Source organism: Streptomyces sp. NPDC018000 (assembly GCF_044328025.1).
In the GTDB taxonomy this organism is placed as follows: Bacteria; Actinomycetota; Actinomycetes; order Streptomycetales; family Streptomycetaceae; genus Streptomyces.
Genome location: NZ_JBIRGM010000003.1, coordinates 411,074 through 435,497 on the forward strand (window position 1 = coordinate 411,074; position 24,424 = coordinate 435,497).

Consider the following 24,424-nt stretch of genomic DNA (forward strand, 5'->3'; position numbering starts at 1 on the left):
TGCCCATGCGCGTGAGTCAGAGCTTGTGGCCCACCGCCTCCGAGTACATCGCCCGGTCGACGGCCTTCGTCTCCGGCACCGGGGTGCCCTGCGAGACGCCCGAATCGGCGTATGCCTTCTGCAGCCGGTCCGTCGTGCCCTTCCGTATCTCCCAGTCCATCCGCATCGACGGGGTCGACCGCAGCGTGGCCTCGTCGGTCTTCAGCAGCTTCGCCAACTCGGCGACGAAGGCAGGATCGGATTTGTAGTTGTCGGCGAAATACGTGTTCACCGTCCGGATGTAGGCACGGAGAAAGGCGACGCCCGCGTCCGGATCCTTGATCAGCAGTGTCGGGCCGAAGAGCAGGCCGCCGAGCGGTTCACCGACGGGCTGGCCGCCCAGGAACGCGTACTTCTTGTCGCCGTCCACCTTGCGCCAGACCGGGTCGAGCAGCCAGGCCGAGTCCACACCACCGTTCTGCAGCGCGGTCAGCACATCCGCGGAACCGAGCTGCTGGAAGCTGATCTTGCCGAGGTCGCCGCCGTGCTTCTTCAGGGAGGTGTCCATCGGGTACGCGATGACCGAGCCCTTGCCGATCATCGTGCCCAGCTTCCGGCCCGCCATCTCGATGTGACCGGCGCTCTCGCCGTTCCTCAGACGCACCCACAGGCCGCTTTTGGAGGTGGGATCGGGGGAGAAGTTCCCAGCCACCCACTTGATGTCGAAGCCGCCGTTGATGCCGTTCATCACGGCCGCCTCGGGAGCCGCCCACTGGGCGTCCACATCGCCCTTGGCGAGCAGCGGCAGGGCGTCCGGGGTGGGCAGCACCTTCAGCTCGACGTCCAGCCCCTCCTTCGCGAACTCGCCCTTCGCCACCGCGACCTGGAGCGGAGCGACGTACTCCGCGCTCAGGGTGCCGGTGGCGACGGTGATCGTCCGCTTCTTCGCCAGGGGCTGAGCGGCTGGGGCGCCCTTTTCGCAGCGGGCCGGTTTCCGGTCGGGGGCGAGGTCGGCCGGGTCGGTCCAGCTGCCGGCGCCACAGCCCGGGACAGGCTTGACGGTGCGCGGTGCGGCGGCGGCGCTGTCACCGCCGGAGTCGTTCCCGGCGCAGCCTGCCGCGCCGAGCAGGGATGCCGTGATGAGCACAGCGGTGCAGGTGAAGGTGGTGCGTGTACGCACAGTGCCTCCGTACGAAGAACCTGGGGAGCCGTTCAGGACTAGTGCCGCGACCGGCACTAGCTGCGGCCGCGGTCGCGCGGGGCCCACGGTGTGAGCAACCGCCCGGCGATCCGCACCAATTCGGAGAAGACGACACCGAGGACCGCCACACACACGATGCCGACGAACATCACGTCGTTCTGGAACAGCGCACGGGAGTCGAAGATCAGATGGCCGAGACCGTCGGCCGCCGCGATCTGTTCGGAGGCGACGATGACGAGCACGGCCACCCCTGCCGCGATCCGTGCCCCGACCAGGACCGCGGGCAGCGACGCGGGCAGCAGCACATGGCGGAACATCTGCCAGGGCGACGCGCCGAAGACCTGACCGGCATCACGGTGGCCGACCGGGACGGCGAGCACGGCCGCCATGGTGGAGATCCAGACGAAGAAGAAGACGGTGGCGGCGACCAGGGCGATCTGCGGCCCTTCACCGAGGCCGAACATATTGAGGAAGACCGGCAGGAGGGCCAGCTTCGGCACGACGTACAGAGCATCGAGCAACGGCTCCAGTGCCGCCCGTACGAGGGGGAGCGAGCCCATCAGCAGGCCGAGCGCGTATCCCGCGACGGTGCCGATCGCGTAGCCGCCGAGGACCCGCTTGAGCGTGGCCCACACATCCGGCCACAGTTCACCGGCGCCCGCCCGGTCCCAGCCGTCCGCCAGGATGGTGGAGGGGGCGGGGTAGATCCGGTCGTCGATCCAGGACTGTGCCGCGGCCAATTGCCAGAGCAGCACGAGCAGCAGCGGTACGGCCACGGCGAGCGTGAGTTCCAGGGCGCGGCGCCTGCGGTGGGTGCGTACCGGATGGAGCTCCTGCGGGCCCGGCCTGCGGATCAGTACGCCGTCGTCGGGCCTCGTGACATTCACGGTGGTGTTCATGCCGGGATCGCCTCCCTTCGCACTTCGCCGCGCAGCAGCTCCCACAACTCGCTCTTCAGCGCGGTGAATTCGGGTGCCGACCTGACCCCGCCGGTACGCGGCCGGCCGAACGGCGGGCGGCGTTCGGCGATGATCCGCCCCGGTCTGGCTGACATCACCAGCACCCTGTCCCCGAGCACGATCGCCTCTTCCAGGCTGTGGGTGATGAAGAGGGTGGTGGTACGGGTGGTCTGGGTGAGGTCGAGCAGCTCGTCCTGGAGGATCGTGCGCAGCTGGGCGTCGAGCGCCGCGAACGGCTCGTCCATCAGCAGCATTTCGGGTTCGACGGCCAGGGCGCGGGCGATCGCGACCCGTTGCCGCATCCCGCCGGAGAGGGCGGCCGGATACGCTCCCGCGAAGTCGGAGAGCCCCATCCGGGCCAGCCAGTCGCGCGCTCTGGCGTCGGCCTCCTTTCGCGGTACGCGCTGGATGTCGAGACCGAACCGGACATTGGCGAGCACGGTCTTCCAGTCGTAGATCCCGTAGTCCTGGAAGATCATCGCCGCCGGGCGGGGTGAGGTCGTGCGGATGGACAGCTCGCCGGAGCTGGGGCGGAGCAGTCCGGCGGCGATCCTGAGCAGCGTGGACTTGCCGCAGCCGGACGGCCCGACGATGCAGGTGAACTCGCCCGGTGCGATGGAGAGATCGAGCGGGCCGAGGGCGGACAGGGTCTTGGCGCCGCGCCCGAACGAGCGTGTGAGTGCGTCGGCGCGGAGTTTGGGACTGGTGGCTGTGGCTGTGGCTGCGGGTGGGGTCGGGTGCGGATCTCCCACGGGTCTCTCCTCGCGCGTATCGAGGTGCGGATCCGCCGCGGGGCGGACGCGATCGCCGCCGACAATATGACTGCCCGTCAGATTCGTGAAGGGGGTGCGCGCGTGGTGAGGGCGGGGATGCGTGTCATCCCTTGCCGGTGTTCATGCGGAAGGCCTCGGTGCGTGCGATGCTCGCACCGAGGCCTTCCGTGGCAGGAATCAGGTCGTCGCGGCGCAGTTCGGGCAGATGCCGCGGTAGGTCACCTCGACATTGGAGACCGTGAAACCGAATCGCTCGTCGCTCGGCAGATCCGCCAGCGGGTCTCCCGCCGGGTGTACGTCGCGGATGGTGCCGCAGCTCGCGCAGACGAGGTGGTGGTGGGGACGGTGTGCGTTCGGGTCGTACCGCTTGGCCCGGCGATCCGTGGAGACCTCGATGACCTCGCCGAGCGTCACCATCTCGCCCAGGGTGTTGTAGACGGTGGCGCGGGAGATCTCGGGCAGCTTGGCGACGGCCCGGGCGTGGACCTCGTCAGCAGTCAGGTGCACATGGTCCCCGTCGAGGACCTCGGCCACGACGCGCCGCTGCGCAGTCATGCGCCAGCCGCGTCCGCGAAGTCGTTCCAACAGGTCACTCATGACAACAAGCCTAACAGTGGAGGGATCGGGTTCCGAACGGGTGTGACTTTGGATGCTCACTTGACTTGGACTATGTCCATTGTAGGATCGGGACCGGCATAGGCCAAGGGACAGGCTGTGCAGGACATGACGAATGTGCAGGAACGACGCAGGAGGCGCACGTGACGCAGGGACCGCTCACCACGGAGGCCGGCGCACCGGTCGCCGACAACCAGAACAGTCAGACCGCAGGCGTCGGCGGTCCGGTCCTGGTACAGGACCAGTCGCTCCTGGAGAAGCTCGCGCACTTCAACCGTGAGCGCATTCCGGAGCGGATCGTGCACGCCCGCGGCGCCGGTGCGTACGGCACGTTCACGCTGACCCGCGACGTCTCGCAGTGGACGCGGGCGAAGTTCCTCTCCGAGGTCGGCAAGCAGACCGAGACGTTCCTCCGCTTCTCGACCGTCGCGGGCAACCTCGGCTCGGCCGACGCGGTGCGCGACCCCCGCGGCTTCGCGCTGAAGTTCTACACCGAAGAGGGCAACTACGACCTCGTCGGCAACAACACCCCGGTGTTCTTCATCAAGGACGCCATCAAGTTCCCGGACTTCATCCACACCCAGAAGCGCGACCCGTACACCGGCTCGCAGGAGGCGGACAACGTCTGGGACTTCTGGGGTCTGTCGCCCGAGTCCACCCACCAGGTGACCTGGCTCTTCGGTGACCGCGGCATCCCCGCCACGCTGCGTCACATGAACGGGTACGGCTCGCACACGTATCAGTGGAACAACGAGGCCGGCGAGGTCTTCTGGGTCAAGTACCACTTCAAGACCGACCAGGGCATCAAGAATCTCACCCAGGCCGAGGCCAACAAGCTCGCCGGTGAGGACCCGGACAGCCACCAGCGCGATCTGCGCGAGGCGATCGAGCGCGGCGACTTCCCGTCCTGGACGGTGCAGGTCCAGGTCATGCCGGCGGCCGAGGCGGCCACGTACCGCTTCAACCCGTTCGACCTCACCAAGGTGTGGCCGCACGCGGACTACCCGCCGATCGAGATCGGGAAGCTGGAGCTCAACCGCAACCCGGAGAACATCTTCGCGGAGACCGAGCAGTCGATCTTCAGCCCCGCGCACTTCGTACCGGGCATCGGTCCGTCCCCCGACAAGATGCTCCAGGGCCGTCTCTTCGCGTACGGCGACGCCCACCGCTACCGCGTCGGCATCAACGCCGACCACCTGCCGGTGAACCGCCCGCACGCAACCGAGGCGCGTACCAACAGCCGCGACGGCTACCTGTACGACGGCCGCCACAAGGGTGCGAAGAACTACGAGCCGAACAGCTTCGGCGGCCCGGTGCAGACGGACCGGCCGCTGTGGGAGCCCACCCCGGTCACGGGCGAGATCGGTACGCACGTGGCCCCGAGCCACGCCGAGGACAACGACTTCGTGCAGGCCGGGAATCTCTACCGGCTCTTCTCCGAGGACGAGAAGGCCAGGCTGATCGACAACCTCGCCGGGTTCATCGCCAAGGTGTCGCGCGATGACATCGCCGAGCGCGCGATCAACAACTTCCGTCAGGCGGACGGTGACTTCGGCAAGCGTCTGGAGGCCGCGGTCCAGGCCCTGCGCGGCTGACAACGACGCCTGTCGTCGGCGGTGGGCCGGGCCCTCCTCGGAGGGGACCGGCCCACCGGTCGTTCATGGGGCTCGGCCGACGAGTTCCGCGCGATGGCGGCGCCTGGTGGGCGCCCAGCAGCGCAGGATGTCGCGGACCGAGACGATGCCGACGGGCCCGTGGTCGTCCAGCACGATCAGATGGCGGAATCCTCCGTGCGTCATGGCCTCCGCGGCCTCTTCAAGGGTCCAGGTGGGCGCGGCGAAGACCACATCGGTGGTGGTGTGGGCGGAGGCGGTCTCGATATCGGGATTCCGTCCCGAGCCGACCGCGTCGAGGATGTCGCGCTCGGTGAGAATGCCGAGCCCGCTGGTGTCCCGGTCGAGGACGACTGCGGCTCCCACGTGCCGGACCGACATCAGCCGGGCGGCATCGCGGAGCGTATGGGTGGGTCCGATGGTGAGGACCAGCGTGCTCATGGCGTCACGGACGAGCATGAAGGGAGCCACCTCCTTCGTGAAGCGACCGTGTGAGTCGATTCACAATTTCACAAGCGGGGACTCTCAGACTTGCATCGATGCGGTATCGGGACAAGGGGGGACCAGATCGTTCGAGGGGCGTGCGGTGGTGCGCGACGCCCCTCGGGGGCGCGATCCGGATCAGTAGCGCTGGTTCAGATAGCCCAGCAGTTCGTGGTGGAGCAGTCCGTTCGAGGCCGCAGCGTTGCCGCCGCCGGGGCCGGAGACCCCGTCCAGGCTGGTGAACTTCCCGCCCGCCTCCTGGACGATGATCGCGTTCGCGGCCATGTCCCAGAGCGAGAGTTCCGGCTCCGCGCAGATGTCGACCGATCCCTCGGCGACCATCATGTACGGCCAGAAATCCCCGTACCCGCGAGTGCGCCAGCAGGCCCGGGTCAGATCCATGAACCCGTCGAGCCGGCCCTGCTCCTCCCAGCCGCTCAGTGACGCGTACGCGAACGAGGCATCCGCGATCCGCCCCACCTTCGACACCTGCAACCGGGTCGCGGAGGTCAGGCTGCGGCCGGAGAAAGCACCCGCACCCTTCGCCGCCCACCAGCGCCGGTTCAGCGCGGGGGCCGAGACCACACCCACCACCGGCTGGAACCCCTCCTCACCGGCTTCCATCAGGGAGATCAGCGTCGCCCAGACCGGCACACCGCGTACGTAGTTCTTGGTGCCGTCGATCGGGTCGACGACCCAGCGCCGAGGGCCGGTGCCCTCGATCCCGTACTCCTCGCCCAGAATCGCATCGCGCGGGCGCGCCCGATGGAGGTGGCCGCGGATCAGTTCCTCGGCGGCCTTGTCGGCCTCGCTCACCGGCGTCATGTCCGGCTTGGTCTCGACCTTGAGGTCCAGAGCCTTGAACCGGTCCATCGTCGCCGCGTCGGCGGCGTCCGCCAGCACATGGGCGAGGCGCAGATCATCGTGGTAATCGGGCATGTCGTCACAGTATCGACCGCAGGTGAACAGAGCTACAGGACCCCGCGGCCGCTCGAACCATTGAAAGTCCGGAGCGGCGCCGACGAGGTGTGAGTGCGACGCGCGGTCAGCGGGACGAGCCCGAGAGCTGCAGCCCGATCACTCCGACGATCACCAGGGAGATCGACACCAGCTTGAGGGTGGAGACCACGTCGCCGAGAAAGACCATGCCGTAGGTCGCGGTGCCCGCCGCGCCGATGCCCGTCCACACGGCGTAGGCGGGCCCCACGTCGAGTTTCTTCAGCGACAGCGTCAGCAGACCGAAGCTGCCGAGGGCAAAGACGCAGAACGCGATGGTCGGCCAGAGCCGGGTGAAACCGTGCGAGAGCTTCAGACAGACCGCGAAGCCGGTCTCCAGAAGTCCTGCGACCACGACCAGCAGCCACGCCATCGTCAGTGCCCTCCCACGTCGGTGACCGCCTTGCTCAGCTGGGTGCGATTATGCACTTACCAGCGGCGGCAGACGGCAAACGTGCCCGGGTCAGTCGCCTTCGCGTCGCTCCCGGGTGGCCATCAGCCGCCGCAGCGATTCCAGCCGCGCCGGATCTGCGTGGCCGTCCGCCACCCAGGCGTCGAGGGCGCATTCCGGTTCATGACTGTCGTGGGTGCAGCCGCGAGGGCAGTCGGCGGCGGCCGGCTCCAGGTCCGGGAACGCGTGGATCACCCGGGACGGGTCGATGTGGTTGAGCCCGAAGGAGCGCACACCGGGGGTGTCGATCACCCAGCCGCGATAGTTGGGCAGAGGGAGCGCCAGCGCGGATGTGGTGGTGTGCCGGCCACGGCCGGTGACCGCGTTGACCACGCCGGTGGTACGCCGCCGGTCCTTCGGTACGAGTGCGTTGACCAGCGTCGTCTTCCCGACACCGGAGTGCCCGACGAAGGCGGTGACCCGGTCGTTCAGCTGCTCGCGGACCCGCTCCGCCGCGTCGCCGTTCTCCAGCTCCTCACGGCTGGTGACCACGAACGGGACCCCCAGCGGGGTGTACGCCTCCAGCAGCTTGTCCGGGGAGGCCAGATCGGACTTGGTCAGCACCAGGAGCGGGGAGAGCCCGCCGTCGTACGCGGCGACAAGACAGCGGTCGATCATCCGCGGGCGGGGTTCCGGGTCGGCCAGTGCGGTGACGATCGCCAGTTGGTCGGCGTTGGCGACGACCACCCGCTCGTACGGATCGTCGTCGTCCGCCGTCCGGCGCAGCACTGAGCGGCGCTCACCGATGCGGACGATACGGGCAAGGGTGTCCTTGTCGCCGGACAGATCGCCGACGATGGACACGGTGTCACCCACCACTGCGGCCTTCCGGCCCAGCTCACGGGCCTTCATCGCCACGACCGTACGGCCGTCGACGAGACAGGTGAGGCGGCCGCGGTCGACGGTGAGGACCATGCCCTCCTCGGCGTCCTCGTGCTTCGGGCGGGTATGCGTACGAGGCCGGTTGCCCTTCGGGTTGGGGCGGAACCGGATGTCGTCCTCGTCGGGGTTCTTGCCGTAGCGGCGCATGTCTCAGGCCCCGAGCATTCCGGTCCACATCTGCGGGAAGTCCGGCAGGGTCTTGGCGGTTGTCGCCACGTTCTCGATCTCCACTCCGGGGACGGCAAGGCCGATGATCGACCCCGCGGTTGCCATCCGGTGGTCGTCGTACGTATGGAAAGTACCGCCGTGCAGCGGTCGGGGCCGGATGTGCAGCCCGTCGGCGGTCTCGGTGACATCGCCGCCGAGCTCGTTGATCTCCTTGGTGAGCGCGGCCAGCCGGTCCGTCTCGTGCAGCCGCAGATGGGCGACACCACTCAGCGTGGACGGGCCGTCGGCGAGGGCCGCGACCGCCGCGATGCCCGGTGTGAGCTCGCCGACCTCGCCGAGGTCGACGTCGATGCCGTGGATACGGCCCGAACCGGTGAAGGTGAGGCCGCGCTCGGTCAGCTCGCAGCTGCCGCCCATCGCGGTGAAGATCTCCCGCAGGGCGTCACCGGGCTGCGTGGTGCGCTCGGGCCAGTCGGGGATGGTGACCCGGCCGCCGGTGACCAGCGCGGCGGCGAGGAACGGCTGGGCGTTGGAGAGGTCGGGCTCGACGGTCAGATCGCGGCCGAGCAGAGCGGAGGGGGAGACCCGCCAGACGTTCGGCTCGCCGCCCGTCTCCGGCTCGTCGACCTGGGCGCCGACGGCCCGCAGCATGTCGACGGTCATCCGGATGTGCGGCATGGAGGGGAGCCTCGCGCCGGTGTGGCGCACCTCCACCCCCTGGTTGTAGCGCGGCGCCGACAGCAGCAGCGCCGAGACGAACTGGGAGGACGAGGAGGCGTCGATCGACACCGGTCCGCCGTCCAGCGCACCGCTGCCGTGCACGGTCATCGGCAGCGAGCTGCGCCCGTCGTCGTCGATCCGGGCGCCCAGTACCCGCAACGCGTCGATCACGCCGTGCAGCGGGCGTTCGTACGAACGGGGGTCGCCGTCGAAGCGGATCGGGCCGTCGGCGAGGGCCGCGACCGGTGGCAGGAAGCGCATGACCGTACCGGCATTGCCGACATCGATCGTGGTGGGGCCGTGCAGCCCGGCCGGGATGACCCGCCAGGCCTCGCCGGAGCCGTCCGGGCCGACGCCTTCCTCGATGCCGACACCCATCGCGCGCAGCGCCTCGGCCATCAGCAGGGTGTCGCGGGAGCGCAGCGGGCGGCGCAGCCAGCCGGGCTCGGCGGCGAGAGCGGCGAGGACGAGGGCGCGATTGGTGACCGATTTCGATCCGGGCACGGTGACGGTCGCGTCGACGGCGCCGCTCGCTCGGGGGGCGGGCCAGAGGGCGGGGTGCACGGAACTTTCGGTCATGGGCTTAACTTTACGACCCGGCGCTCATAGGCCGAGCAGCCAGCGCCCGCCGCCGGTCAGTGAGCAGAGCGACACCGCGTGGAAGAGGAACAGCCAGAGCGCGGCCGGTGCATCCGTCAGCCGCGACAGCTGGTCCGCGTCCGAGTCCGGCGCTCCGCCGCGCCGGCGCTTCGACTGGAGCTCGAAGGCCGGGCGTACGCCGCCGAGCAGCAGGAACCAGACCACCGTATACGCGAACAGCGACTGCACGGCAGGTGAAGCGAGCCAGGACACCAGCAGGAAGGCCGACCCGGTGAAGATCACGGTCAGTGCCCCGAACACATTGCGGATCATCACCAGCATCACCGCGAGCAGGGCTGTGGCCAGCCACAGCAACAACGTGATCCTGCCGTTGACCAGCAGCCACGCCCCGCCCAGGCCCAGCAGCGGCGGGGCGGTGTAGCCGGCAGCCGCGGTCAGGATCATCCCGATGCCGGTCGGTTTGCCGCGGCTGACCGTCAGCCCGCTGGTGTCCGAGTGCAGCCGGATGCCGGACAGCTGCCGACCGGTGAGCAGTGCGATCAGCCCGTGCCCGCCCTCGTGCGCGATGGTGATCGCGTTGCGGCTCAGCCTCCATATCGGGTTCGGTACGACGGCGATCAGTGCGAGCGTTCCGGTCACCACCACCAGCCACTGCTCGGGCGCGGGCTGGGTGCCGAAAACGCGGTCCCACAGATTGCCCAGATCGGTGCTGTCCATGGCGTGGGCGGCTCCTTGCGGTATTGGCGTCTTGTCGTAGTGACGGTCGTGGCAGTCTGGCACTTATGTGCGGACGGTATGCAGCGAGTCGGCGGCCCGAGGATCTGACCGGACTCTTCCGGGTCGAGAAATGGGAACCGGCGGAGACCTTGGCGCCCGACTGGAACGTGGCGCCGACCAAGGAGGTCTACGCCGTCCTGGAACGTCCCGTGAAAGACGCAGATGATCAGCGTCCGGTTCGCCAGTTGCGCGCCCTGAAATGGGGGCTTGTACCGTCCTGGGCGAAGTCCCCCGAGGGCGCCGCACGCATGATCAACGCCCGTGCGGAGACCGTCCACGAGAAGCCGTCCTTCCGCCGCCCCTTCGTCTCCCGGCGCTGCATCCTGCCCGCCGACGGCTACTACGAGTGGGTCACAGGTGCCGATGAGCGGCAGCTGGAGGAGAGGGGGAGGAAGAAGCGGCCGCGGAAGCAGCCCTACTTCGTGACACCCGCCGACGGATCGGTCTTCGCGATGGCCGGACTGTACGAGTTCTGGCGCGACCGGACCCTGCCGGACGGCCACCCCATGGCCTGGTGGGTGACGTGCTCGGTGATCACGACCGAGGCGGAGACCACCCCGCTCGCCGTCGCCCCCGCCGAGGGCCCGGCCGCGCTCGCCGACATCCACCCCCGGATGCCGCTGATGCTGACCCCGGACCGGTGGGACGCCTGGCTCGACCCGTCGCGCACCGACGTCGAGGAGCTCAAGGGGCTGCTCGCACCGCCGCCGGGCGGGCTGATGCGGGCCTATCCGGTGGCCACGGCCGTCAGCAACGTCCGCAACAACGGTCCCGAGCTCCTGGAGGAGCTGGCCGCGCCGGAGGCGAGCACACTCTTCTGAACCGCTTCCGATGGCCCCCTTCCGACCGGGTGGCCCCCTTCCGACCGGGCAGGATGGGCTGCGTGAGTACTACAGAGACAGGCCGTGAGGCCGAGACGGTCGACACGGACGCCGGGACGGCCCGGATCACCTGGCTTCCCGCGGAGAACGCCCGCCTGGTGCTCGCCGTCAGCCATGGCGCGGGCGGCGGCATCGAGACCCGTGACCTCCGGGCCCTGGCCGCCGCGCTGCCCGCCCATGGGGTGACCGTTGCCCTGGTGGAGCAGCCGTGGCGGGTCGCCGGAAAGAAACTCGCGCCCGCCCCGAAGACCCTGGACACCGGATGGCGGGGCCTGTGGCCCGCACTCGCCGCCGCGGGGCTGCCCGTCGTCGCGGGAGGACGCAGCGCCGGGGCACGGGTGGCCTGCCGTACGGCGACCGAGCTCGGTGCCCTCGCCGTCCTCGCGCTCAGCTTTCCGCTGCACCCTCCGGGGAAACCGGAGAAGTCCCGCAAGGACGAGCTCCTCGGGTCCGGCGTACCCACGCTCGTCGTACAGGGCGGCAATGACCCGTTCGGGCGGCCCGCCGAATTCCCTCCGGGAGAGTACGAGATCACCGAGGTGCCGTACGGCGACCACGGGTTCGCCGTGCCGAAGAAGTCCGGCCTGACCGAGGACGAGGCGATGGAGATTCTCACCGCCGCCGTGACCGCGTGGCTGTCCACCCTCGTCTGACGTACGCCCTGCTGCGGGTGGAGCCGGTCACACCCATGGCAACAGCCCGGGCGCACCCCCGGGAATGTTGAGCAAAGGGCCACTGTTGTCGGTGACATCGGTTCATCAACGTCGTATGTGGAGAGGGAGTCCGTCGCATGGGTTCGACCATCTGCCCGCGCCGCTCGAACGCCGCTGACCTGGAGTGGACGGTCCTGCACACGGCCAAGACCACTCCCGAGCGGGCACTGAGCGGATCGGATCGACAGCCCGTCTCCAAGCAGGGTCGACTATTCTCCGATTCGAGCGGGTCCGGTTTCGGCTCCGCCACAGCGTTGGAGGAGGTGGGTCCGGTCACTGGGACCGACACAGGGACCGACGACGGCCGCGCACAGGAGACGACCGCGGAGCGCAACGCGCGCTTCGAGCGGGACGCTCTCGGTTTCCTCGACCAGATGTACTCGGCCGCGCTGCGCATGACGCGCAACCCCGCAGACGCCGAGGACCTGGTCCAGGAGACGTATGCCAAGGCGTACGGCTCCTTCCACCAGTTCCGTGAGGGCACCAACCTCAAGGCGTGGATGTACCGCATCCTCACCAACACGTTCATCAACTCGTACCGCAAGAAGCAGCGTGAACCTCAGCGCAGCGCCGCCGAGGAGATCGAGGACTGGCAGCTGGCGCGCGCAGAGTCGCACATGTCGACCGGTCTGCGCTCCGCGGAGTCGCAGGCTCTCGACCACCTGCCCGACTCGGATGTGAAGTCCGCTCTGCAGGCGATCCCCGAAGAGTTCCGCATCGCCGTGTACCTCGCCGATGTAGAGGGTTTTGCCTACAAGGAGATCGCGGACATCATGGGGACTCCCATCGGTACGGTGATGTCCCGACTGCACCGGGGCCGCCGCCAACTGCGCGGCATGCTGGAGGACTACGCCCGTGAGCGCGGGCTCGTCCCGGCCGGTGCCGGAGAGTCGGACGATCGGAAAGGCTCGGGCTCATGAGCTGCGGAGAGCCGCACGAGACGGACTGCTCAGAGGTCCTCGATCATCTCTACGAGTTTCTCGACCACGAGATGCCCGACAGCGACTGCACCAAGTTTGAGGTGCACTTCGAGGAGTGCTCCCCGTGCCTGGAGAAGTACGGCTTGGAGCAGGCCGTGAAGAAGCTGGTGAAGCGCTGCTGCGGCCAGGACGAGGTGCCGACCGATCTGCGCTCCAAGGTGATGGGCCGGATCGATCTGATCCGCTCCGGGCAGGCGGTGCCCGAGCAGGACCTGACGGCGCCGGAGACCGGTCAGCCGTCCGCCGCCGCTGAGTGAAGCCCGGCAGCCGTCACTCGTAGCCGCGCCCCCGTGCTGTACGGCCGCCGGACATGAGCCGGGGCTCTCCGGGAGTGAGCTGACCGTGCCGGAGTACGCGGCCCCGATGCACGACATCGGCCGGCTCTTTCTCGTCGGCATACGACGACCTCTCCGGGGAAGGTCTCATCGGGCCGCTGGGTGCGCTGGAACAACTCAGGCCCGGTACCGGTCATGACCATCAGCCCGAGGTCGTGGGATCAATGACCCGGGTCCTGGCCCGGGGCGGTCCGACCCCCGTCCTGCCCGGGTAACCCATGGGTAATGAGCGGGCGTCCGGCCCGGCATGGTTGGATGCGAAGAAGAGCGGAAAACGAGGGTGTCCAGTCGGGACGGGCGGGAATCGTGAGGATCTTCGGGAAGGTACGGCATCGGCCCTCCGCCTCTTGGCGGCAGGCCACGGACCGCGCGTTCACGCTGATCGGCGACGGCCGGTACGAGGACGCGGGCGCGCTGCTGACGCGTGCGGCGGACCTGGAACCCTGGCTCTCGGAGTCGTGGTTCAACCTGGCGCTGCTGCACAAATTCCGGCATGACTGGGAACAGGCGAGAGCCGCCGGCCTGAGGGCCGTCGCGCTGCTCGACAAGGAATCGGGCGCTCCCGACTGGTGGAACGTCGGGATCGCCGCTACCGCGCTGCAGGACTGGCCGCTGGCGCGCCGAGCCTGGCAGGCGTACGGCCTCAAGGTGCCGGGCGCGGGCCAGCACACCTCCGCGGCCAACAGCGAGCCGGTCGGGATGGAGCTGGGCAGCGCCGCGGTACGGCTGTCGCCGGAGGGCGAGGCCGAGGTCGTCTGGGGCCGCAGGCTCGATCCGGCCCGGATGGAAGTGCTCTCCATCCCGCTGCCGTCGTCCGGCCGCCGCTGGGGCGAGGTCGTCCTGCACGACGGCGTGCCGCACGGAGAGCGGGTCACCGCGGCCGGACCCTCGTACCCGGTCTTCGACGAGATCGAGCTGTGGGCGCCGTCGCCCGTACCCACCTGGGTCGTGCTGCTCGAAGCGGCCACCGAGGCGGACCGGGACGCCCTGGAGCAGCTGGCGTCCGACGCCGGGTTCGCCGCCGAGGACTGGTCGTCCTCCGTGCGGCTGCTCTGCCGGGCCTGCTCGGAGAGCCGGATGGAGAGCGACGAGGGCGACGGCGAGCACCTGGACCCGCACGACCACAGCGAGCCGGGGCATCCGGGCCCGCTGGGACACCGCACAGCCGGTGAGCTGTGGGTGCCCGAGCGCGAGTGCGGGATAGCGGCACCGGCCGGGCTGGTGCGCGGCCTGCTGGACGGCTGGGTGGCGGACAGCCCGGACAGCCGTGAGTGGCGGGATCTCGAAGAAGTCTGCTGACCGGTACCCGTAGGCTGTACGGGCACCGGTCGCGGTGCTCGGGTGCCCGGGCCCCGGCCCATCGGATGTCCGGGTTCAGGTTTTGAGGAAGGCATACGGCGGACATGGCGCAGCAGGAGACGGACGAGCAGATCAGCGTCGACGACGAAGGTTTCGTCGTGGACACCGAGGAGTGCGAGGCGCGCGAGGCGGCACATCGTGAGCGCGGCACATCCCGTCCGATCACGGTGGTGGGCAACCCGGTGCTGCACAGGGAGTGCAAGGACGTCACCGAGTTCGACGACGAGCTGGGCCGGCTGATCGACGACATGTTCGCGAGCCAGCGGACGGCGGAGGGCGTGGGCCTGGCCGCCAACCAGATCGGCGTCGACCTGAAGGTCTTCGTCTACGACTGCCCGGACGACGACGGCGTGCGGCACGTGGGCGCCGTCTGCAACCCGGTGCTGGAGGAGCTGGCGCCCGAGGACCGGGTCCTGGACGACTCCAACGAGGGCTGCCTCTCCGTCCCGACGGCGTACGCCTCGCTGGCCCGCCCGGACTACGCGGTGGTCCGCGGACAGGACGCCAAGGGCAACCCGGTCAAGGTCCGAGGCAACGGCTACTTCGCCCGCTGCCTCCAGCACGAGACGGACCACCTGTACGGATACCTGTACATCGACCGGCTCTCGAAGCGGGACCGCAAGGACGCGCTGCGGCAGATGGCGGAGAACACGCCGCGCTACGAGATCGTGCCGAACGACTGAGCATCCGGTTGCCACCGGGCGGGCCCGGTCTCCCTTGCGAGGGCGACCGGGCCCGTCGGCCAGACGGGACTTTCGAAACACGCCCTAGAAGTCGTCGTCGAAGGCGACCGAGCCCTCCACCGCCACCTGGTAGGCAGACGGCCGGCGCTCGAAGAAGTTCGTCAGCTCCTGCACGCCCTGCAACTCCATGAACGAGAACGGGTTCTCGGAGCCGTAGACCGTCGGGAAGCCCAGCCGGGTGAGCCGCTGGTCGGCCACGCACTCCAGGTACTGGCGCATGGACTCGGTGTTCATGCCCGGCAGCCCGTCGCCGCACAGATCGCGGCCGAACTGCAGCTCCGCGTCGACGGCCTCCTTCAGCATGTCGGTGACCTGCTGCTGGAGCTCGTCGTCGAAGAGGTCCGGCTCCTCCTTGCGGACGGTGTCCACGACTTCGAACGCGAAGTTCATGTGCATCGTCTCGTCGCGGAATACCCAGTTGGTGCCCGTGGCGAGACCGTGCAGCAGACCCCGCGAGCGGAACCAGTAGACGTACGCGAACGCGCCGTAGAAGAACAGCCCCTCGATGCACGCCGCGAAGCAGATCAGGTTCAGCAGGAAGCGGCGGCGGTCGGCCTTCGTCTCAAGGCGCTCGATCTTCTCGACCCCTCCTTGCCCATCCAGGGCGGCCATCCACTTGAAGCAGAACTGCGCCTTCTCACGGATGGACGGAATCTCCTCGACCGCGTCGAACGCGGCGGCACGGTCGTCCGGATCGGGCAGATAGGTGTCCAGCAGCGTCAGATAGAACTGGACGTGCACGGCCTCCTCGAACAGCTGCCGCGACAGATACAGCCGCGCCTCGGGGGAGTTGATGTGCTTGTACAGCGTCAGCACGAGGTTGTTGGAGACGATCGAGTCGCCGGTCGCGAAGAACGCGACGAGCCGGCCGATCATGTGCTGCTCGCCGGGCGACAGCTTGGCGAGATCGGCGACGTCGGAGTGGAGGTCGACCTCCTCCACCGTCCAGGTGTTCTTGATCGCGTCGCGGTAGCGCTCGTAGAAGTCCGGGTAGCGCATGGGCCGCAGGGTCAGCTCGAAGCCCGGGTCGAGCAGGTTCTTCTCTGAGTCGGTGGAGTTCATCACTGGCAGGCCTCGCAGGACTCGGGGTTTTCGAGGGAGCAGGCGATCGCGTCCGCGTCGGGAGCCTCGGCCTGCTGTACGGGAATGGGTGCGGCGGTCGCGGCCCGGCCGGAGGCCGCGCGGGCGATCCGGGTCGCCGGGCGCGAGCGCAGGTAGTACGTCGTCTTCAGCCCCTGCTTCCAGGCGTACGCGTACATCGAGGAGAGCTTGCCGATCGTCGGCGTCTCCATGAACAGGTTCAGCGACTGGCTCTGGTCGAGGAATGGCGTACGGGCCGCCGCCATGTCGATCAGACCGCGCTGCGGGATCTCCCACGCCGTGCGGTACAGCGCCCGAACATCCTCCGGGATCCAGGCGAAGCCCTGCACGGAACCGCTTGCCTCTCGCAGTGCCTCACGGGTCCGCGCGTCCCACACGCCGAGCTGCTTCAACTCATCCACCAGATATGCGTTGACCTGGAGGAATTCACCGCTGAGCGTCTCGCGCTTGAAGAGGTTGGAGACCTGCGGCTCGATGCACTCGTACACACCCGCGATCGAGGCGATGGTCGCCGTCGGCGCGATGGCGAGCAGCAGCGAGTTGCGCATCCCGGTCTTCGCGACCCGGGCGCGCAGCGCGTCCCAGCGCTCCGGCCAGTTCAGCTCGGTGTCGTAGTGGTCGGGGTGCAGCACGCCGCGTGCGGCACGCGTCTCGGACCAGGCGGGCAGCGGGCCGGACCGCTCGGCGAGGTCGCAGGACGCCTCGTACGCGGCGAGCATGATCCGCTCGGAGATCTTCATGGAGAGCGCGCGGGCCTCGGGGGAGTCGAACGGCAGCCGCAGCTGGAAGAAGACGTCCTGCAGACCCATGGCACCCAGGCCGACGGGGCGCCACTTCGCGTTGGACCGGCCGGCCTGCTCGGTCGGGTAGAAGTTGATGTCGACGACCCGGTCGAGGAACGTCACGGCGGTGCGGACGGTGGCGTCCAGCCGCTCCCAGTCGATGCCACCGTCGGCCACGAAGGCGCCGAGGTTGACCGATCCCAGGTTGCAGACGGCCGTCTCGCCGTCATCGGTGACTTCGAGGATCTCGGTGCACAGATTCGACGAGTGGACGACGCGGCCCGGCTCGGCGGTCTGGTTCGCGGTCCGGTTGGAGGCGTCCTTGAAGGTCATCCAGCCCTGGCCGGTCTGCGCGAGGGTACGCATCATCCGGCCGTACAGCTCACGGGCCGGAATCGACTTGCGGGCCAGCCCCTTGGCCTCGACGGCCCGGTACGCGGCGTCGAACTCGTCGCCCCACAGGTCGACCAGCTCGGGCACGTCGGCGGGTGAGAACAGCGACCAGTCCCCGTCCGCGTCGACCCGGCGCATGAACTCGTCCGGGATCCAGTGCGCCAGGTTGAGGTTGTGCGTACGACGCTGGTCCTCACCCGTGTTGTCGCGCAGCTCCAGGAACTCCTCGATGTCCGCGTGCCAGGTCTCCAGGTAGACGGCGGCGGCGCCCTTGCGGCGGCCTCCCTGGTTGACCGCGGCGACAGAGGCGTCGAGCGTCTTCAGGAACGGCACGATGCCGTTGGAGTGCCCATTGGTGCCTCGGATCAGCGAACCGCGGGCGCGGATGCGGGAGTACGAGAGACCGATGCCGCCCGCGTGCTTGGAGAGCCGGGCCACCTGGTGGTAGCGGTCGTAGATCGAGTCGAGCTCGTCGAGCGGGGAGTCCAGCAGATAGCAGGAGGACATCTGCGGGTGCCGGGTGCCGGAGTTGAAGAGCGTGGGGGAGGAGGGGAGGTAGTCGAGGCGGCTCATCAGACCGTACAGCGAGGCGACCTCGTCCAGCGCGCGTGCCGAGTCGTCATCGGCGAGACCGGACGCGATCCGCAGCATGAAGTGCTGTGGCGTCTCGATGACCTGACGGGTGTGCGGGTGGCGCAGCAGATAGCGGCTGTGCAGGGTCCGCAGCCCGAAGTAGCCGAACCGGTCGTCCGCGCCGTCGGCGAGCGCCTGCTCGACCAACGCGTCGAGGCGGTTCGCGTGGAGCTCCACGAACGCGGCCGTACGATCCGCGATCAGACCCTCGCGGTGTCCGACGGCGACCGAGGCGGAGAAGGACACCGCGCCCTGACCGGCTGCCTCGTCCGCGATGGTGCGGGTGAGGAGTCGGGCGGCGAGCCGGGAGTATGCCGGGTCCTCGGAGATCAGACCCGCGGCGGCCTCGCTGGCCAGCGCACGCAACTCTGCCTCGTCCGAACGGGCGTTGCGGCCGCGCAGCGCGGCGGCGGCGACGCGACCGGGGTCGGTGTCGGGCAGATCGACGGTGAGGTCGGTCAGGACCCGCAGCAGTGCGGTCCCCGGTCCGTCGTTCGTGGTTGCCGCGGACTCGGCGACTGAAGCCGGATCGGCTGGCGCGATGGTCACGTGGTGCTCTCCCTCGCTCGGCTCGGGGCCGGGCGGGGGAGCGGGGCAGCCGCGCTGAGGCATGCCCGAGGAAGGAGGGCAGCATTGCGTGCGGCGTCCACCGGCCCATCCGCGAGGCCCGGACGTCTGGCATCCGGTTCGGTCGAGCCGGATGCGCTGTCGGCAGGTCCTCGGACTTACTTGAGGGTGTACAAAAGCACACCGAATACACCGTTGCGGGACAGTTCCGGATTCGCACCGGATTTCCCTGCGGCGACAGCGAGCATGAGCATACATGTGGGGGCCGCCTGATGTGACGGCCCCATATGTTGTGTCACGCAACATGAGCCGGGGTGACGGGGCAAGCCGTGCGAACCCCTCTCGGAGCAGACGAACGGCCTGCCGCGCCCCGGTGAGAAGGGCTCGACGGGCCGCCGTCCGGCCGTGGTGGCGGTCGTCAGTGGCCGCCGCCCGGCGCCCCCGCCGTGGCCCGCGGGAGCTCCACCTGGACGCCCGGGTCGCCCGCGTCGGCCGTGTAGTCGGCCGGGGAGGTCTCGTCGATTCCGACGGGCGCCCTCACCGCGTGCAGGATGAAGGTGAGTGCCACCGTCACCACCACGTTCAGCACAAACGCAGTCAGACCGATGTAGCCGATCTCGCCGATGCCCGGGATCTCCTTGGACGACCCGCCGAAGTGCGCCTGGGTCGGGCTGGCGACCCCGTACGCGGCCACTGTCCCGTACACCATGCCGACCGCCCAGCCCGCGAGCAGCGCCCAGTGGTGGAACCAGCGGGTGAACAGGCCGCCGACCAGGGCCGGCATCGTCTGGAGGATCCAGATCCCGCCCAGCAGCTGGAAGTTGATCGCGACCGTCTTGTCCATGGTGAGGACGAAGGCGAGCGCGCCGACCTTCACCAGCAGCGACACCAGCTTGGAGACCTTGGTCTCCTGCTCCGGGGTCGCGTCCGGCTTCAGGAAGTCCTTGTAGATGTTGCGGGTGAAGAGGTTCGCCGCGGCGATCGACATGATCGCGGCGGGCACCAGCGCGCCGATGCCGATGGCGGCGAACGCGACGCCCGCGAACCAGTCGGGGAACATGTTCTCGAACAGCTGGGGGATGGCCAACTGCCCGTTGTCCACCTTGATCCCGGCGGCGATCGCCATGAAGCCGAGCAGCGCCAGCAGGCCCAGCATCAGCGAGTACAGCGGCAGGATCGTGGTGTTGCGCCGGATCACATCGCGGCTGCGGCTGGAGAGCGTCGCCGTGATCGAGTGCGGGTACATGAAGAGAGCCAGCGCCGAACCCAACGCCAGTGTGGCGTAACCCCATTGGCCCGCCTCGCCCGGTGCGAGCGCGCCGCGCGGCTTGCCGGTTGCCGGGCTGGTCTGCGAGAACGCCTCGTTCGCCTTGGCGAAGATGTCGTCGAAGCCGCCCAGCTTGATCGGGATGTAGATGATCGCCACCGCGATGACCAGGTAGATCAGCCCGTCCTTGACGAACGCGATCAGCGCGGGTGCCCGCAGCCCGGACGAGTAGGTGTACGCGGCGAGCACCGCGAACGCGATCAGCAGCGGCAGATCCTTGACGAACCAGTGGGTGTTCTCGCCGCCGCCGACGCCCATCACGTCCAGCACCGCCTGGATGCCTACGAGTTGGAGCGCGATGTACGGCATCGTGGCGAGGATGCCCGTGACGGCGACCGCCAGTGAGAGCCCCTTCGAGCCGAAGCGCCCGCGGACGAAGTCCGAGGTGGTCACGTACCCGTGCTTGTGCGAGACCGACCACAGCCGCGGCAGGAAGGTGAAGATCAGCGGGTACACGAGGATGGTGTACGGCACCGCGAAGAAGCCGGCCGCGCCCGCAGCGTAGATCGCCGCGGGAACGGCGACGAAGGTGTACGCGGTGTACAGGTCGCCGCCGAGCAGGAACCAGGTGACCCAGGTGCCGAACGACCGTCCGCCCAGGCCCCATTCGTCGAGGCTGGCATCGTTTTCGGCCTTCCGCCAGCGCGCCGCCAGGAAGCCCATGACCGTGACGGCCAGGAAGAAGAAGATGAAGACGCCGAGCGCGACGCCGTTCACGCCGTCCTTCATGCCGACGCACCCCCCTTGCGGGCGCGCTGGTCACGCTGCCACAGCTTGTAGGCGATCGTCGTGAGTGCGGTGGAGATCAGCACCCAGAGCATCTGGTACCAGTAGAAGAACGGAATACCGATGAAGGTGGGGTCCACCTTCGCATACGAACTCACCCAGAGCATCGCCACGAACGGCGCGATGAGACAGAGGGCGATGATCACCCGCACGGGCGTGACGGTGGGTGGCTTTCCTTGTGGGCCTGCTGGCATGCGGCGACTCCGTCCCCTCGCTGATCACCTGGTGTAGGACCGACCGGCACATGGGGGGCGGCGTCGCGGGGCTGGGCACGCACATCTGCCGCGTTGTCGTCAATCACCATGGCTCCTTCCCCAAGCTCTCGGCTGCGCTCGAGCAGGGGAGACCCCATCTGCCTCAATCCTCCGCCTTGCAGCTGCACGCACCCAGCCCCGCTCCTTCTCCCACCCCCCATGTGCCGGTCGGTCCCATGCGCAGGAAATCTAGGGGAGGCTTCCGGTTACCGTCACCCCGTGCCCGCATTGCAGTCCGGAAACGGTCCCGCGAGTGGGCGCGAATGTTCGAAACGCTGCCAAACGTACGGCATTTGGTCCGTGTCAAGGTGTGCGAAAGGCCCCCGTGGAGCGGCGGATTCCACGGGGGCGTGACGGTTGTGCGCAGGGTGCGAGTGGCCGGGATCCGCCGACAGACTCTCAGCCGGTCGGCCGCTTCAGACGCGCCACGAACTTGTACCGGTCGCCGCGGTACACCGAGCGCACCCACTCCACCGGCTCGCCCCGTCCGTCGAGCGAGTGCCGGGACAGCATCAGCATCGGCAGGCCCACATCCGTACCGAGCAGTCCGGCCTCGCGCGGGGTGGCGAGCGAGGTCTCGATGGTCTCCTCGGCCTCGGCCAGCCGGACGTCGTACACCTCCGCCAGGGCGGTGTAGAGCGAGGCGTACTTCACCAGTGAACGGCGCAGCGCCGGAAAGCGTTTGGCCGAAAGGTGTGTGGTCTCGATCGCCATCGGCTCCCCGCTGGCGAGCCGCAGCCGCTCGATTCGCAGCACTCGCCCACCGGTCGTGATGTCGAGCAGCCCGGCGAGCGTCTCGTCCGCCGTGACGTAGCCGATGTCCAGCAACTGGGACGTCGGTTCGAGTCCTTGGGCGCGCATGTCCTCGGTGTACGAGGTGAGCTGCAGGGCCTGCGAGACCTTCGGCTTGGCGACGAAGGTGCCCTTGCCCTGGATGCGCTCCAGCCGGCCCTCGACGACCAGCTCCTGGAGCGCCTGGCGCACGGTCGTGCGCGAGGTGTCGAACTCGGCGGCCAGGGTCCGCTCCGGTGGCACGGGGGTACCCGGCGGCATGGTGTCCGTCATGTCGAGGAGATGTCGCTTCAGCCGGTAGTACTTCGGGACGCGCGCCGTCCGCGTGGCCGCGCCCGTCCCGTGCTCCGTACTGCCCCCGTCACTCATGGCCCGCCTTCCCGACTGCTGTGCTGCTGCCGTCACCGGCTCCTCCGTCTGTCGCGGCTCACATGGTGGCACGGTCCGGTCACGGCTCGTCGCCCTCCCTCAGGTGTCGGTCCGGTAACGGACGCGAGTGCACTTCTTGTACACCCTTGACACCCCTAAAGGTCTAGGCCAAGCTCCCCGTGCTGGTCTAAACCATTAAAGACCAGATCCGGCCCCAGCAGTACTCGTCGAATGTCTTCGCGGTGGGCGGGGTTGCGGTATCCCCGAGGAGGGTTTGGTGTGAAGCGCGAGCTCATCGCGGCGGTCGGCGTGGGCATGGTGATCGGCCTCGCAAGGACGCTGCCGCTGCGGCTCTCCCCGTTCCAGAGCCAGTTCGGCGACGACCGGGCCGCCACCATGGCGGCGGCCTCGATCTGCGCCGTCCCGATCCTCGCCCTCTTCGTCCTCCTGCAGCGCAGGGCCGCAAGCGGCCTCACCGACGGCGCCGTGAAGGGATAACACCGCTCCATGACCACGCTGATATCCACCACGGACACCGTCACCCGCGACGCCCTCGCCGTCCTGCAGCCCGGATTCACCGGCACCACCGCCCCGGACTGGGTGCTGCGCCGGATCGACGAAGGCCTCGCCTCCGTCGCCCTCTTCGGCCGCAACGTCCGGACGCCCGAGCAGGTTGCCGCGCTCACCGGCCGGCTCAGCGCCGAGTGCGACGCCCTCCTCGTCGCGATCGACGAGGAGGGCGGTGACGTCACCCGCCTCGAAGTGCGTACCGGCTCCTCCTTCCCGGGCAACTTCGCGCTCGGCCACGTCGACGACGTGGCGCTGACCCGTGAGGTCGCCCGGGAACTCGGCCGTCGGCTCACCGAGTGCGGCGTCAACCTCAACTGGGCGCCGTCCGCGGACGTCAACTCCAACCCGGGCAACCCGATCATCGGCGTACGGTCCTTCGGCGCCGACCCCGAGCTCGTGGCCCGGCACACCGCCGCGTACATCGAGGGCCTCCAGGCCGCCGGAGTCGCCGCCTGCACCAAGCACTTCCCCGGACACGGCGACACCGCGACCGACTCGCACCACGCGATGCCGCGCATCGACGTGGACCTGGAGACCCTGCACGCCCGTGAACTGGTGCCCTTCAGGGCCGCCATCGCCGCAGGCTCCAAGTGCGTGATGAGCGCGCACATCCTGCTGCCCGCCCTCGACCCGGACCGCCCCGCGACCGTGAGCCCGCAGATCCTCACCGGCCTGCTGCGCGAGGAGCTGGGGTACGACGGCCTGATCGTCACCGACGCCGTGGAGATGCAGGCCATCGCCGGGACGTACGGCATCGAGCGCGGCTCCGTCCTCGCGATCGCCGCGGGGGCCGACGCCCTGTGCATCGGTGGCGGTCTGGAGGACGACGGCACGGTGCTGCGGCTGCGCGACGCGCTGGTCGCGGCGGTACGCAGCGGTGAACTCGCCGAGGAGCGGCTCGCGGACGCCGCCGCACGGGTACGTGCCCTCGCGTCCTGGACGCAGGGAGCCAAGGGGACCGGTTCGGAGCCGGGCGCGGCAGTGCGGGAGGGAACCGCCCCCGGCACCGGAATCGGTACCGACATCGGCCTGGTCGCCGCCCGCCGCGCGGTGAAGGTGACCGGCTCCGTCGAGCCGCTGACCGGCCCCGTGTATGTCGCCGCGTTCACCTCCGAGTCGAACATCGCGGTCGGCGACGAGACCCCGTGGGGCGTCGCCGCGGAGCTGGGCCGGCTGCTGCCGGGCACGGAGACCGACACGTACAGCAGCGAGACCGAGGCGCCCGTCGCCGCGGTGCTGCGGGCTGCGGGGGAGCGGCGCATCGTCGTGGTCGTCCGCGACGCGCACCGCCACGGCTGGACGGCCGAGGCCCTCGACACCCTGGTGGCGGAGCGCCCCGACACGGTCGTGGTCGAAATGGGTGTCCCGCAGGCGGCGCCCAGAGGCGCCCTGCACATCGCCACCCACGGCGCGGCCCGCGTCTGCGGACTCGCGGCCGCGGAGACCATTGCCGGTGCCGGTCGCGAAAGTGGGGGCACGGACTGCCCCCGGTCCTGAAAGCAGGTCCGTCCGGCGATTGAGGACAAGCTCGGCCGCAGGACGCGTAACGGCATACGAGAGGGTCGGAGCACCCACCACGGGTGCCCCGGCCCTCTCCCCGTGTGCTGGACGGGACTTTCGAA

The 24,424-nt window shown here is 69.2% G+C and carries 23 protein-coding genes, 1 pseudogene and 1 riboswitch; of the genes and pseudogenes, 9 read left to right on the forward strand and 15 right to left on the reverse strand.

Annotated elements, in window-relative coordinates:
* Nucleotides 1–16: 16 nt before the first annotated feature.
* The 4 genes from ACH4EW_RS10330 to ACH4EW_RS10345 form a co-directional block, all read right to left on the reverse strand.
* On the reverse strand, nt 17–1,159 hold the full coding sequence (locus ACH4EW_RS10330; RefSeq protein ID WP_398254110.1) for an ABC transporter substrate-binding protein: 1,143 nt from the start codon (nt 1,157–1,159) through the stop codon (nt 17–19).
* A 56-nt stretch (nt 1,160–1,215) separates the two neighbouring features.
* Nucleotides 1,216–2,079 (reverse strand): ABC transporter permease, encoded by an 864-nt coding sequence (locus tag ACH4EW_RS10335; RefSeq protein WP_398254112.1) that lies wholly within the window; start codon nt 2,077–2,079, stop codon nt 1,216–1,218.
* On the reverse strand, nt 2,076–2,891 hold the full coding sequence (locus ACH4EW_RS10340; RefSeq protein ID WP_398254115.1) for an ABC transporter ATP-binding protein: 816 nt from the start codon (nt 2,889–2,891) through the stop codon (nt 2,076–2,078). The genes ACH4EW_RS10335 and ACH4EW_RS10340 overlap by 4 nt, the downstream gene beginning before the upstream one ends.
* Before the next feature lie 198 nt (nt 2,892–3,089).
* Nucleotides 3,090–3,509 carry a Fur family transcriptional regulator gene (locus ACH4EW_RS10345; protein WP_093900545.1) on the reverse strand — a complete coding sequence of 140 codons (420 nt, stop codon included), beginning with the start codon at nt 3,507–3,509 and terminating at the stop codon, nt 3,090–3,092.
* A gap of 161 nt (nt 3,510–3,670) precedes the next feature.
* On the opposite strand from ACH4EW_RS10345, the gene ACH4EW_RS10350 reads away from it, so the two are divergent.
* Nucleotides 3,671–5,122 carry a catalase gene (locus tag ACH4EW_RS10350; protein ID WP_398254118.1) on the forward strand — a complete coding sequence of 484 codons (1,452 nt, stop codon included), beginning with the start codon at nt 3,671–3,673 and terminating at the stop codon, nt 5,120–5,122.
* A 63-nt stretch (nt 5,123–5,185) separates the two neighbouring features.
* Here the strand turns inward: ACH4EW_RS10350 and ACH4EW_RS10355 are convergent, their stop codons facing one another.
* The 6 genes from ACH4EW_RS10355 to ACH4EW_RS10380 all read right to left on the reverse strand — a co-directional run bounded on the left by ACH4EW_RS10355 (nt 5,186) and on the right by ACH4EW_RS10380 (nt 10,157).
* Nucleotides 5,186–5,599: a cyclic nucleotide-binding/CBS domain-containing protein gene (locus ACH4EW_RS10355; protein WP_398254120.1), complete on the reverse strand. Its 414-nt coding sequence runs from the start codon at nt 5,597–5,599 to the stop codon at nt 5,186–5,188.
* A 162-nt stretch (nt 5,600–5,761) separates the two neighbouring features.
* The gene (gene hisN, locus ACH4EW_RS10360) at nt 5,762–6,562 is read right to left on the reverse strand and encodes a histidinol-phosphatase (RefSeq protein ID WP_398254122.1); all 801 of its coding nucleotides are present in this window, start codon (nt 6,560–6,562) and stop codon (nt 5,762–5,764) included.
* Nucleotides 6,563–6,668: 106 nt separating this feature from the next.
* Nucleotides 6,669–6,992, reverse strand: coding sequence for a DMT family transporter (locus ACH4EW_RS10365; RefSeq protein WP_398254125.1), 324 nt, complete (start codon nt 6,990–6,992; stop codon nt 6,669–6,671).
* Nucleotides 6,993–7,082: 90 nt separating this feature from the next.
* A complete protein-coding gene (gene rsgA / locus ACH4EW_RS10370) occupies nt 7,083–8,099 on the reverse strand; it encodes a ribosome small subunit-dependent GTPase A (RefSeq protein ID WP_398254127.1) in 1,017 nt (338 codons plus the stop codon).
* Nucleotides 8,100–8,102: 3 nt separating this feature from the next.
* On the reverse strand, nt 8,103–9,419 hold the full coding sequence (aroA, locus tag ACH4EW_RS10375) for a 3-phosphoshikimate 1-carboxyvinyltransferase (protein WP_398254130.1): 1,317 nt from the start codon (nt 9,417–9,419) through the stop codon (nt 8,103–8,105).
* A 24-nt stretch (nt 9,420–9,443) separates the two neighbouring features.
* A complete protein-coding gene (locus ACH4EW_RS10380; protein ID WP_398254132.1) occupies nt 9,444–10,157 on the reverse strand; it encodes a M50 family metallopeptidase in 714 nt (237 codons plus the stop codon).
* Nucleotides 10,158–10,222: 65 nt separating this feature from the next.
* On the opposite strand from ACH4EW_RS10380, the gene ACH4EW_RS10385 reads away from it, so the two are divergent.
* The 6 genes from ACH4EW_RS10385 to def all read left to right on the forward strand — a co-directional run bounded on the left by ACH4EW_RS10385 (nt 10,223) and on the right by def (nt 15,168).
* Entirely contained in the window at nt 10,223–11,038 is an 816-nt protein-coding gene (locus ACH4EW_RS10385) for an SOS response-associated peptidase (protein ID WP_398254134.1), read from the forward strand.
* Between the two features lie 53 nt (nt 11,039–11,091).
* The gene (locus tag ACH4EW_RS10390; protein WP_398254137.1) at nt 11,092–11,751 is read left to right on the forward strand and encodes an alpha/beta family hydrolase; all 660 of its coding nucleotides are present in this window, start codon (nt 11,092–11,094) and stop codon (nt 11,749–11,751) included.
* A 323-nt stretch (nt 11,752–12,074) separates the two neighbouring features.
* Complete coding sequence (locus tag ACH4EW_RS10395; RefSeq protein ID WP_189273941.1) at nt 12,075–12,731, forward strand: sigma-70 family RNA polymerase sigma factor; 657 nt, start codon at nt 12,075–12,077, stop codon at nt 12,729–12,731.
* Nucleotides 12,728–13,048: a mycothiol system anti-sigma-R factor gene (rsrA, locus tag ACH4EW_RS10400; protein ID WP_398254139.1), complete on the forward strand. Its 321-nt coding sequence runs from the start codon at nt 12,728–12,730 to the stop codon at nt 13,046–13,048. Before ACH4EW_RS10395 ends, rsrA begins: the two co-directional genes overlap by 4 nt.
* Before the next feature lie 384 nt (nt 13,049–13,432).
* Nucleotides 13,433–14,425, forward strand: coding sequence for a hypothetical protein (locus tag ACH4EW_RS10405; protein WP_072483827.1), 993 nt, complete (start codon nt 13,433–13,435; stop codon nt 14,423–14,425).
* 104 nt (nt 14,426–14,529) lie between these two features.
* On the forward strand, nt 14,530–15,168 hold the full coding sequence (def, locus tag ACH4EW_RS10410; RefSeq protein WP_398254142.1) for a peptide deformylase: 639 nt from the start codon (nt 14,530–14,532) through the stop codon (nt 15,166–15,168).
* Nucleotides 15,169–15,252: 84 nt separating this feature from the next.
* Here def and ACH4EW_RS10415 read toward each other — a convergent pair whose 3' ends face one another.
* From ACH4EW_RS10415 to ACH4EW_RS10435, 5 genes are all read right to left on the reverse strand, one after another.
* A complete protein-coding gene (locus tag ACH4EW_RS10415) occupies nt 15,253–16,290 on the reverse strand; it encodes a ribonucleotide-diphosphate reductase subunit beta (RefSeq protein ID WP_398254144.1) in 1,038 nt (345 codons plus the stop codon).
* Nucleotides 16,290–18,686, reverse strand: a complete 2,397-nt coding sequence (locus ACH4EW_RS10420) for a ribonucleoside-diphosphate reductase subunit alpha (RefSeq protein WP_398254146.1) — start codon at nt 18,684–18,686, stop codon at nt 16,290–16,292. The genes ACH4EW_RS10415 and ACH4EW_RS10420 overlap by 1 nt, the downstream gene beginning before the upstream one ends.
* A gap of 143 nt (nt 18,687–18,829) precedes the next feature.
* Nucleotides 18,830–18,965: riboswitch (cobalamin riboswitch) on the reverse strand.
* A 157-nt stretch (nt 18,966–19,122) separates the two neighbouring features.
* Entirely contained in the window at nt 19,123–20,760 is a 1,638-nt protein-coding gene (gene mctP, locus ACH4EW_RS10425; protein ID WP_398254149.1) for a monocarboxylate uptake permease MctP, read from the reverse strand.
* Entirely contained in the window at nt 20,757–21,011 is a 255-nt protein-coding gene (locus ACH4EW_RS10430) for a DUF3311 domain-containing protein (protein WP_398254151.1), read from the reverse strand. Before ACH4EW_RS10430 ends, mctP begins: the two co-directional genes overlap by 4 nt.
* A gap of 459 nt (nt 21,012–21,470) precedes the next feature.
* A complete protein-coding gene (locus ACH4EW_RS10435) occupies nt 21,471–22,232 on the reverse strand; it encodes a GntR family transcriptional regulator (protein ID WP_398254786.1) in 762 nt (253 codons plus the stop codon).
* Between the two features lie 330 nt (nt 22,233–22,562).
* Between ACH4EW_RS10435 and ACH4EW_RS10440 the strand changes: the two are divergent.
* Nucleotides 22,563–22,730, forward strand: a pseudogene (locus ACH4EW_RS10440) (carbohydrate ABC transporter permease); the annotation flags it as partial.
* A gap of 9 nt (nt 22,731–22,739) precedes the next feature.
* Nucleotides 22,740–24,299, forward strand: a complete 1,560-nt coding sequence (locus ACH4EW_RS10445; protein WP_398254153.1) for a glycoside hydrolase family 3 protein — start codon at nt 22,740–22,742, stop codon at nt 24,297–24,299.
* Nucleotides 24,300–24,424 lie beyond the last annotated feature (125 nt).

Excerpts from the sequence above, each read along its gene's own strand:
- ACH4EW_RS10430 (WP_398254151.1), bottom strand. The coding sequence starts at position 21,011 with ATGCCAGCAGGCCCACAAGGAAAGCCACCCACCGTCACGCCCGTGCGG.
- rsgA (WP_398254127.1), bottom strand. The coding sequence starts at position 8,099 with ATGCGCCGCTACGGCAAGAACCCCGACGAGGACGACATCCGGTTCCGC.
- ACH4EW_RS10365 (WP_398254125.1), bottom strand. The coding sequence starts at position 6,992 with ATGGCGTGGCTGCTGGTCGTGGTCGCAGGACTTCTGGAGACCGGCTTC.
- ACH4EW_RS10445 (WP_398254153.1), top strand. The coding sequence starts at position 22,740 with ATGACCACGCTGATATCCACCACGGACACCGTCACCCGCGACGCCCTC.
- ACH4EW_RS10380 (WP_398254132.1), bottom strand. The coding sequence starts at position 10,157 with ATGGACAGCACCGATCTGGGCAATCTGTGGGACCGCGTTTTCGGCACC.
- ACH4EW_RS10355 (WP_398254120.1), bottom strand. The coding sequence starts at position 5,599 with ATGCTCGTCCGTGACGCCATGAGCACGCTGGTCCTCACCATCGGACCC.
- ACH4EW_RS10390 (WP_398254137.1), top strand. The coding sequence starts at position 11,092 with ATGGGCTGCGTGAGTACTACAGAGACAGGCCGTGAGGCCGAGACGGTC.
- hisN (WP_398254122.1), bottom strand. The coding sequence starts at position 6,562 with ATGCCCGATTACCACGATGATCTGCGCCTCGCCCATGTGCTGGCGGAC.
- aroA (WP_398254130.1), bottom strand. The coding sequence starts at position 9,419 with ATGACCGAAAGTTCCGTGCACCCCGCCCTCTGGCCCGCCCCCCGAGCG.
- ACH4EW_RS10345 (WP_093900545.1), bottom strand. The coding sequence starts at position 3,509 with ATGAGTGACCTGTTGGAACGACTTCGCGGACGCGGCTGGCGCATGACT.
- ACH4EW_RS10415 (WP_398254144.1), bottom strand. The coding sequence starts at position 16,290 with ATGAACTCCACCGACTCAGAGAAGAACCTGCTCGACCCGGGCTTCGAG.
- def (WP_398254142.1), top strand. The coding sequence starts at position 14,530 with ATGGCGCAGCAGGAGACGGACGAGCAGATCAGCGTCGACGACGAAGGT.
- ACH4EW_RS10435 (WP_398254786.1), bottom strand. The coding sequence starts at position 22,232 with ATGAGTGACGGGGGCAGTACGGAGCACGGGACGGGCGCGGCCACGCGG.
- ACH4EW_RS10335 (WP_398254112.1), bottom strand. The coding sequence starts at position 2,079 with ATGAACACCACCGTGAATGTCACGAGGCCCGACGACGGCGTACTGATC.
- mctP (WP_398254149.1), bottom strand. The coding sequence starts at position 20,760 with ATGAAGGACGGCGTGAACGGCGTCGCGCTCGGCGTCTTCATCTTCTTC.
- rsrA (WP_398254139.1), top strand. The coding sequence starts at position 12,728 with ATGAGCTGCGGAGAGCCGCACGAGACGGACTGCTCAGAGGTCCTCGAT.
- ACH4EW_RS10385 (WP_398254134.1), top strand. The coding sequence starts at position 10,223 with ATGTGCGGACGGTATGCAGCGAGTCGGCGGCCCGAGGATCTGACCGGA.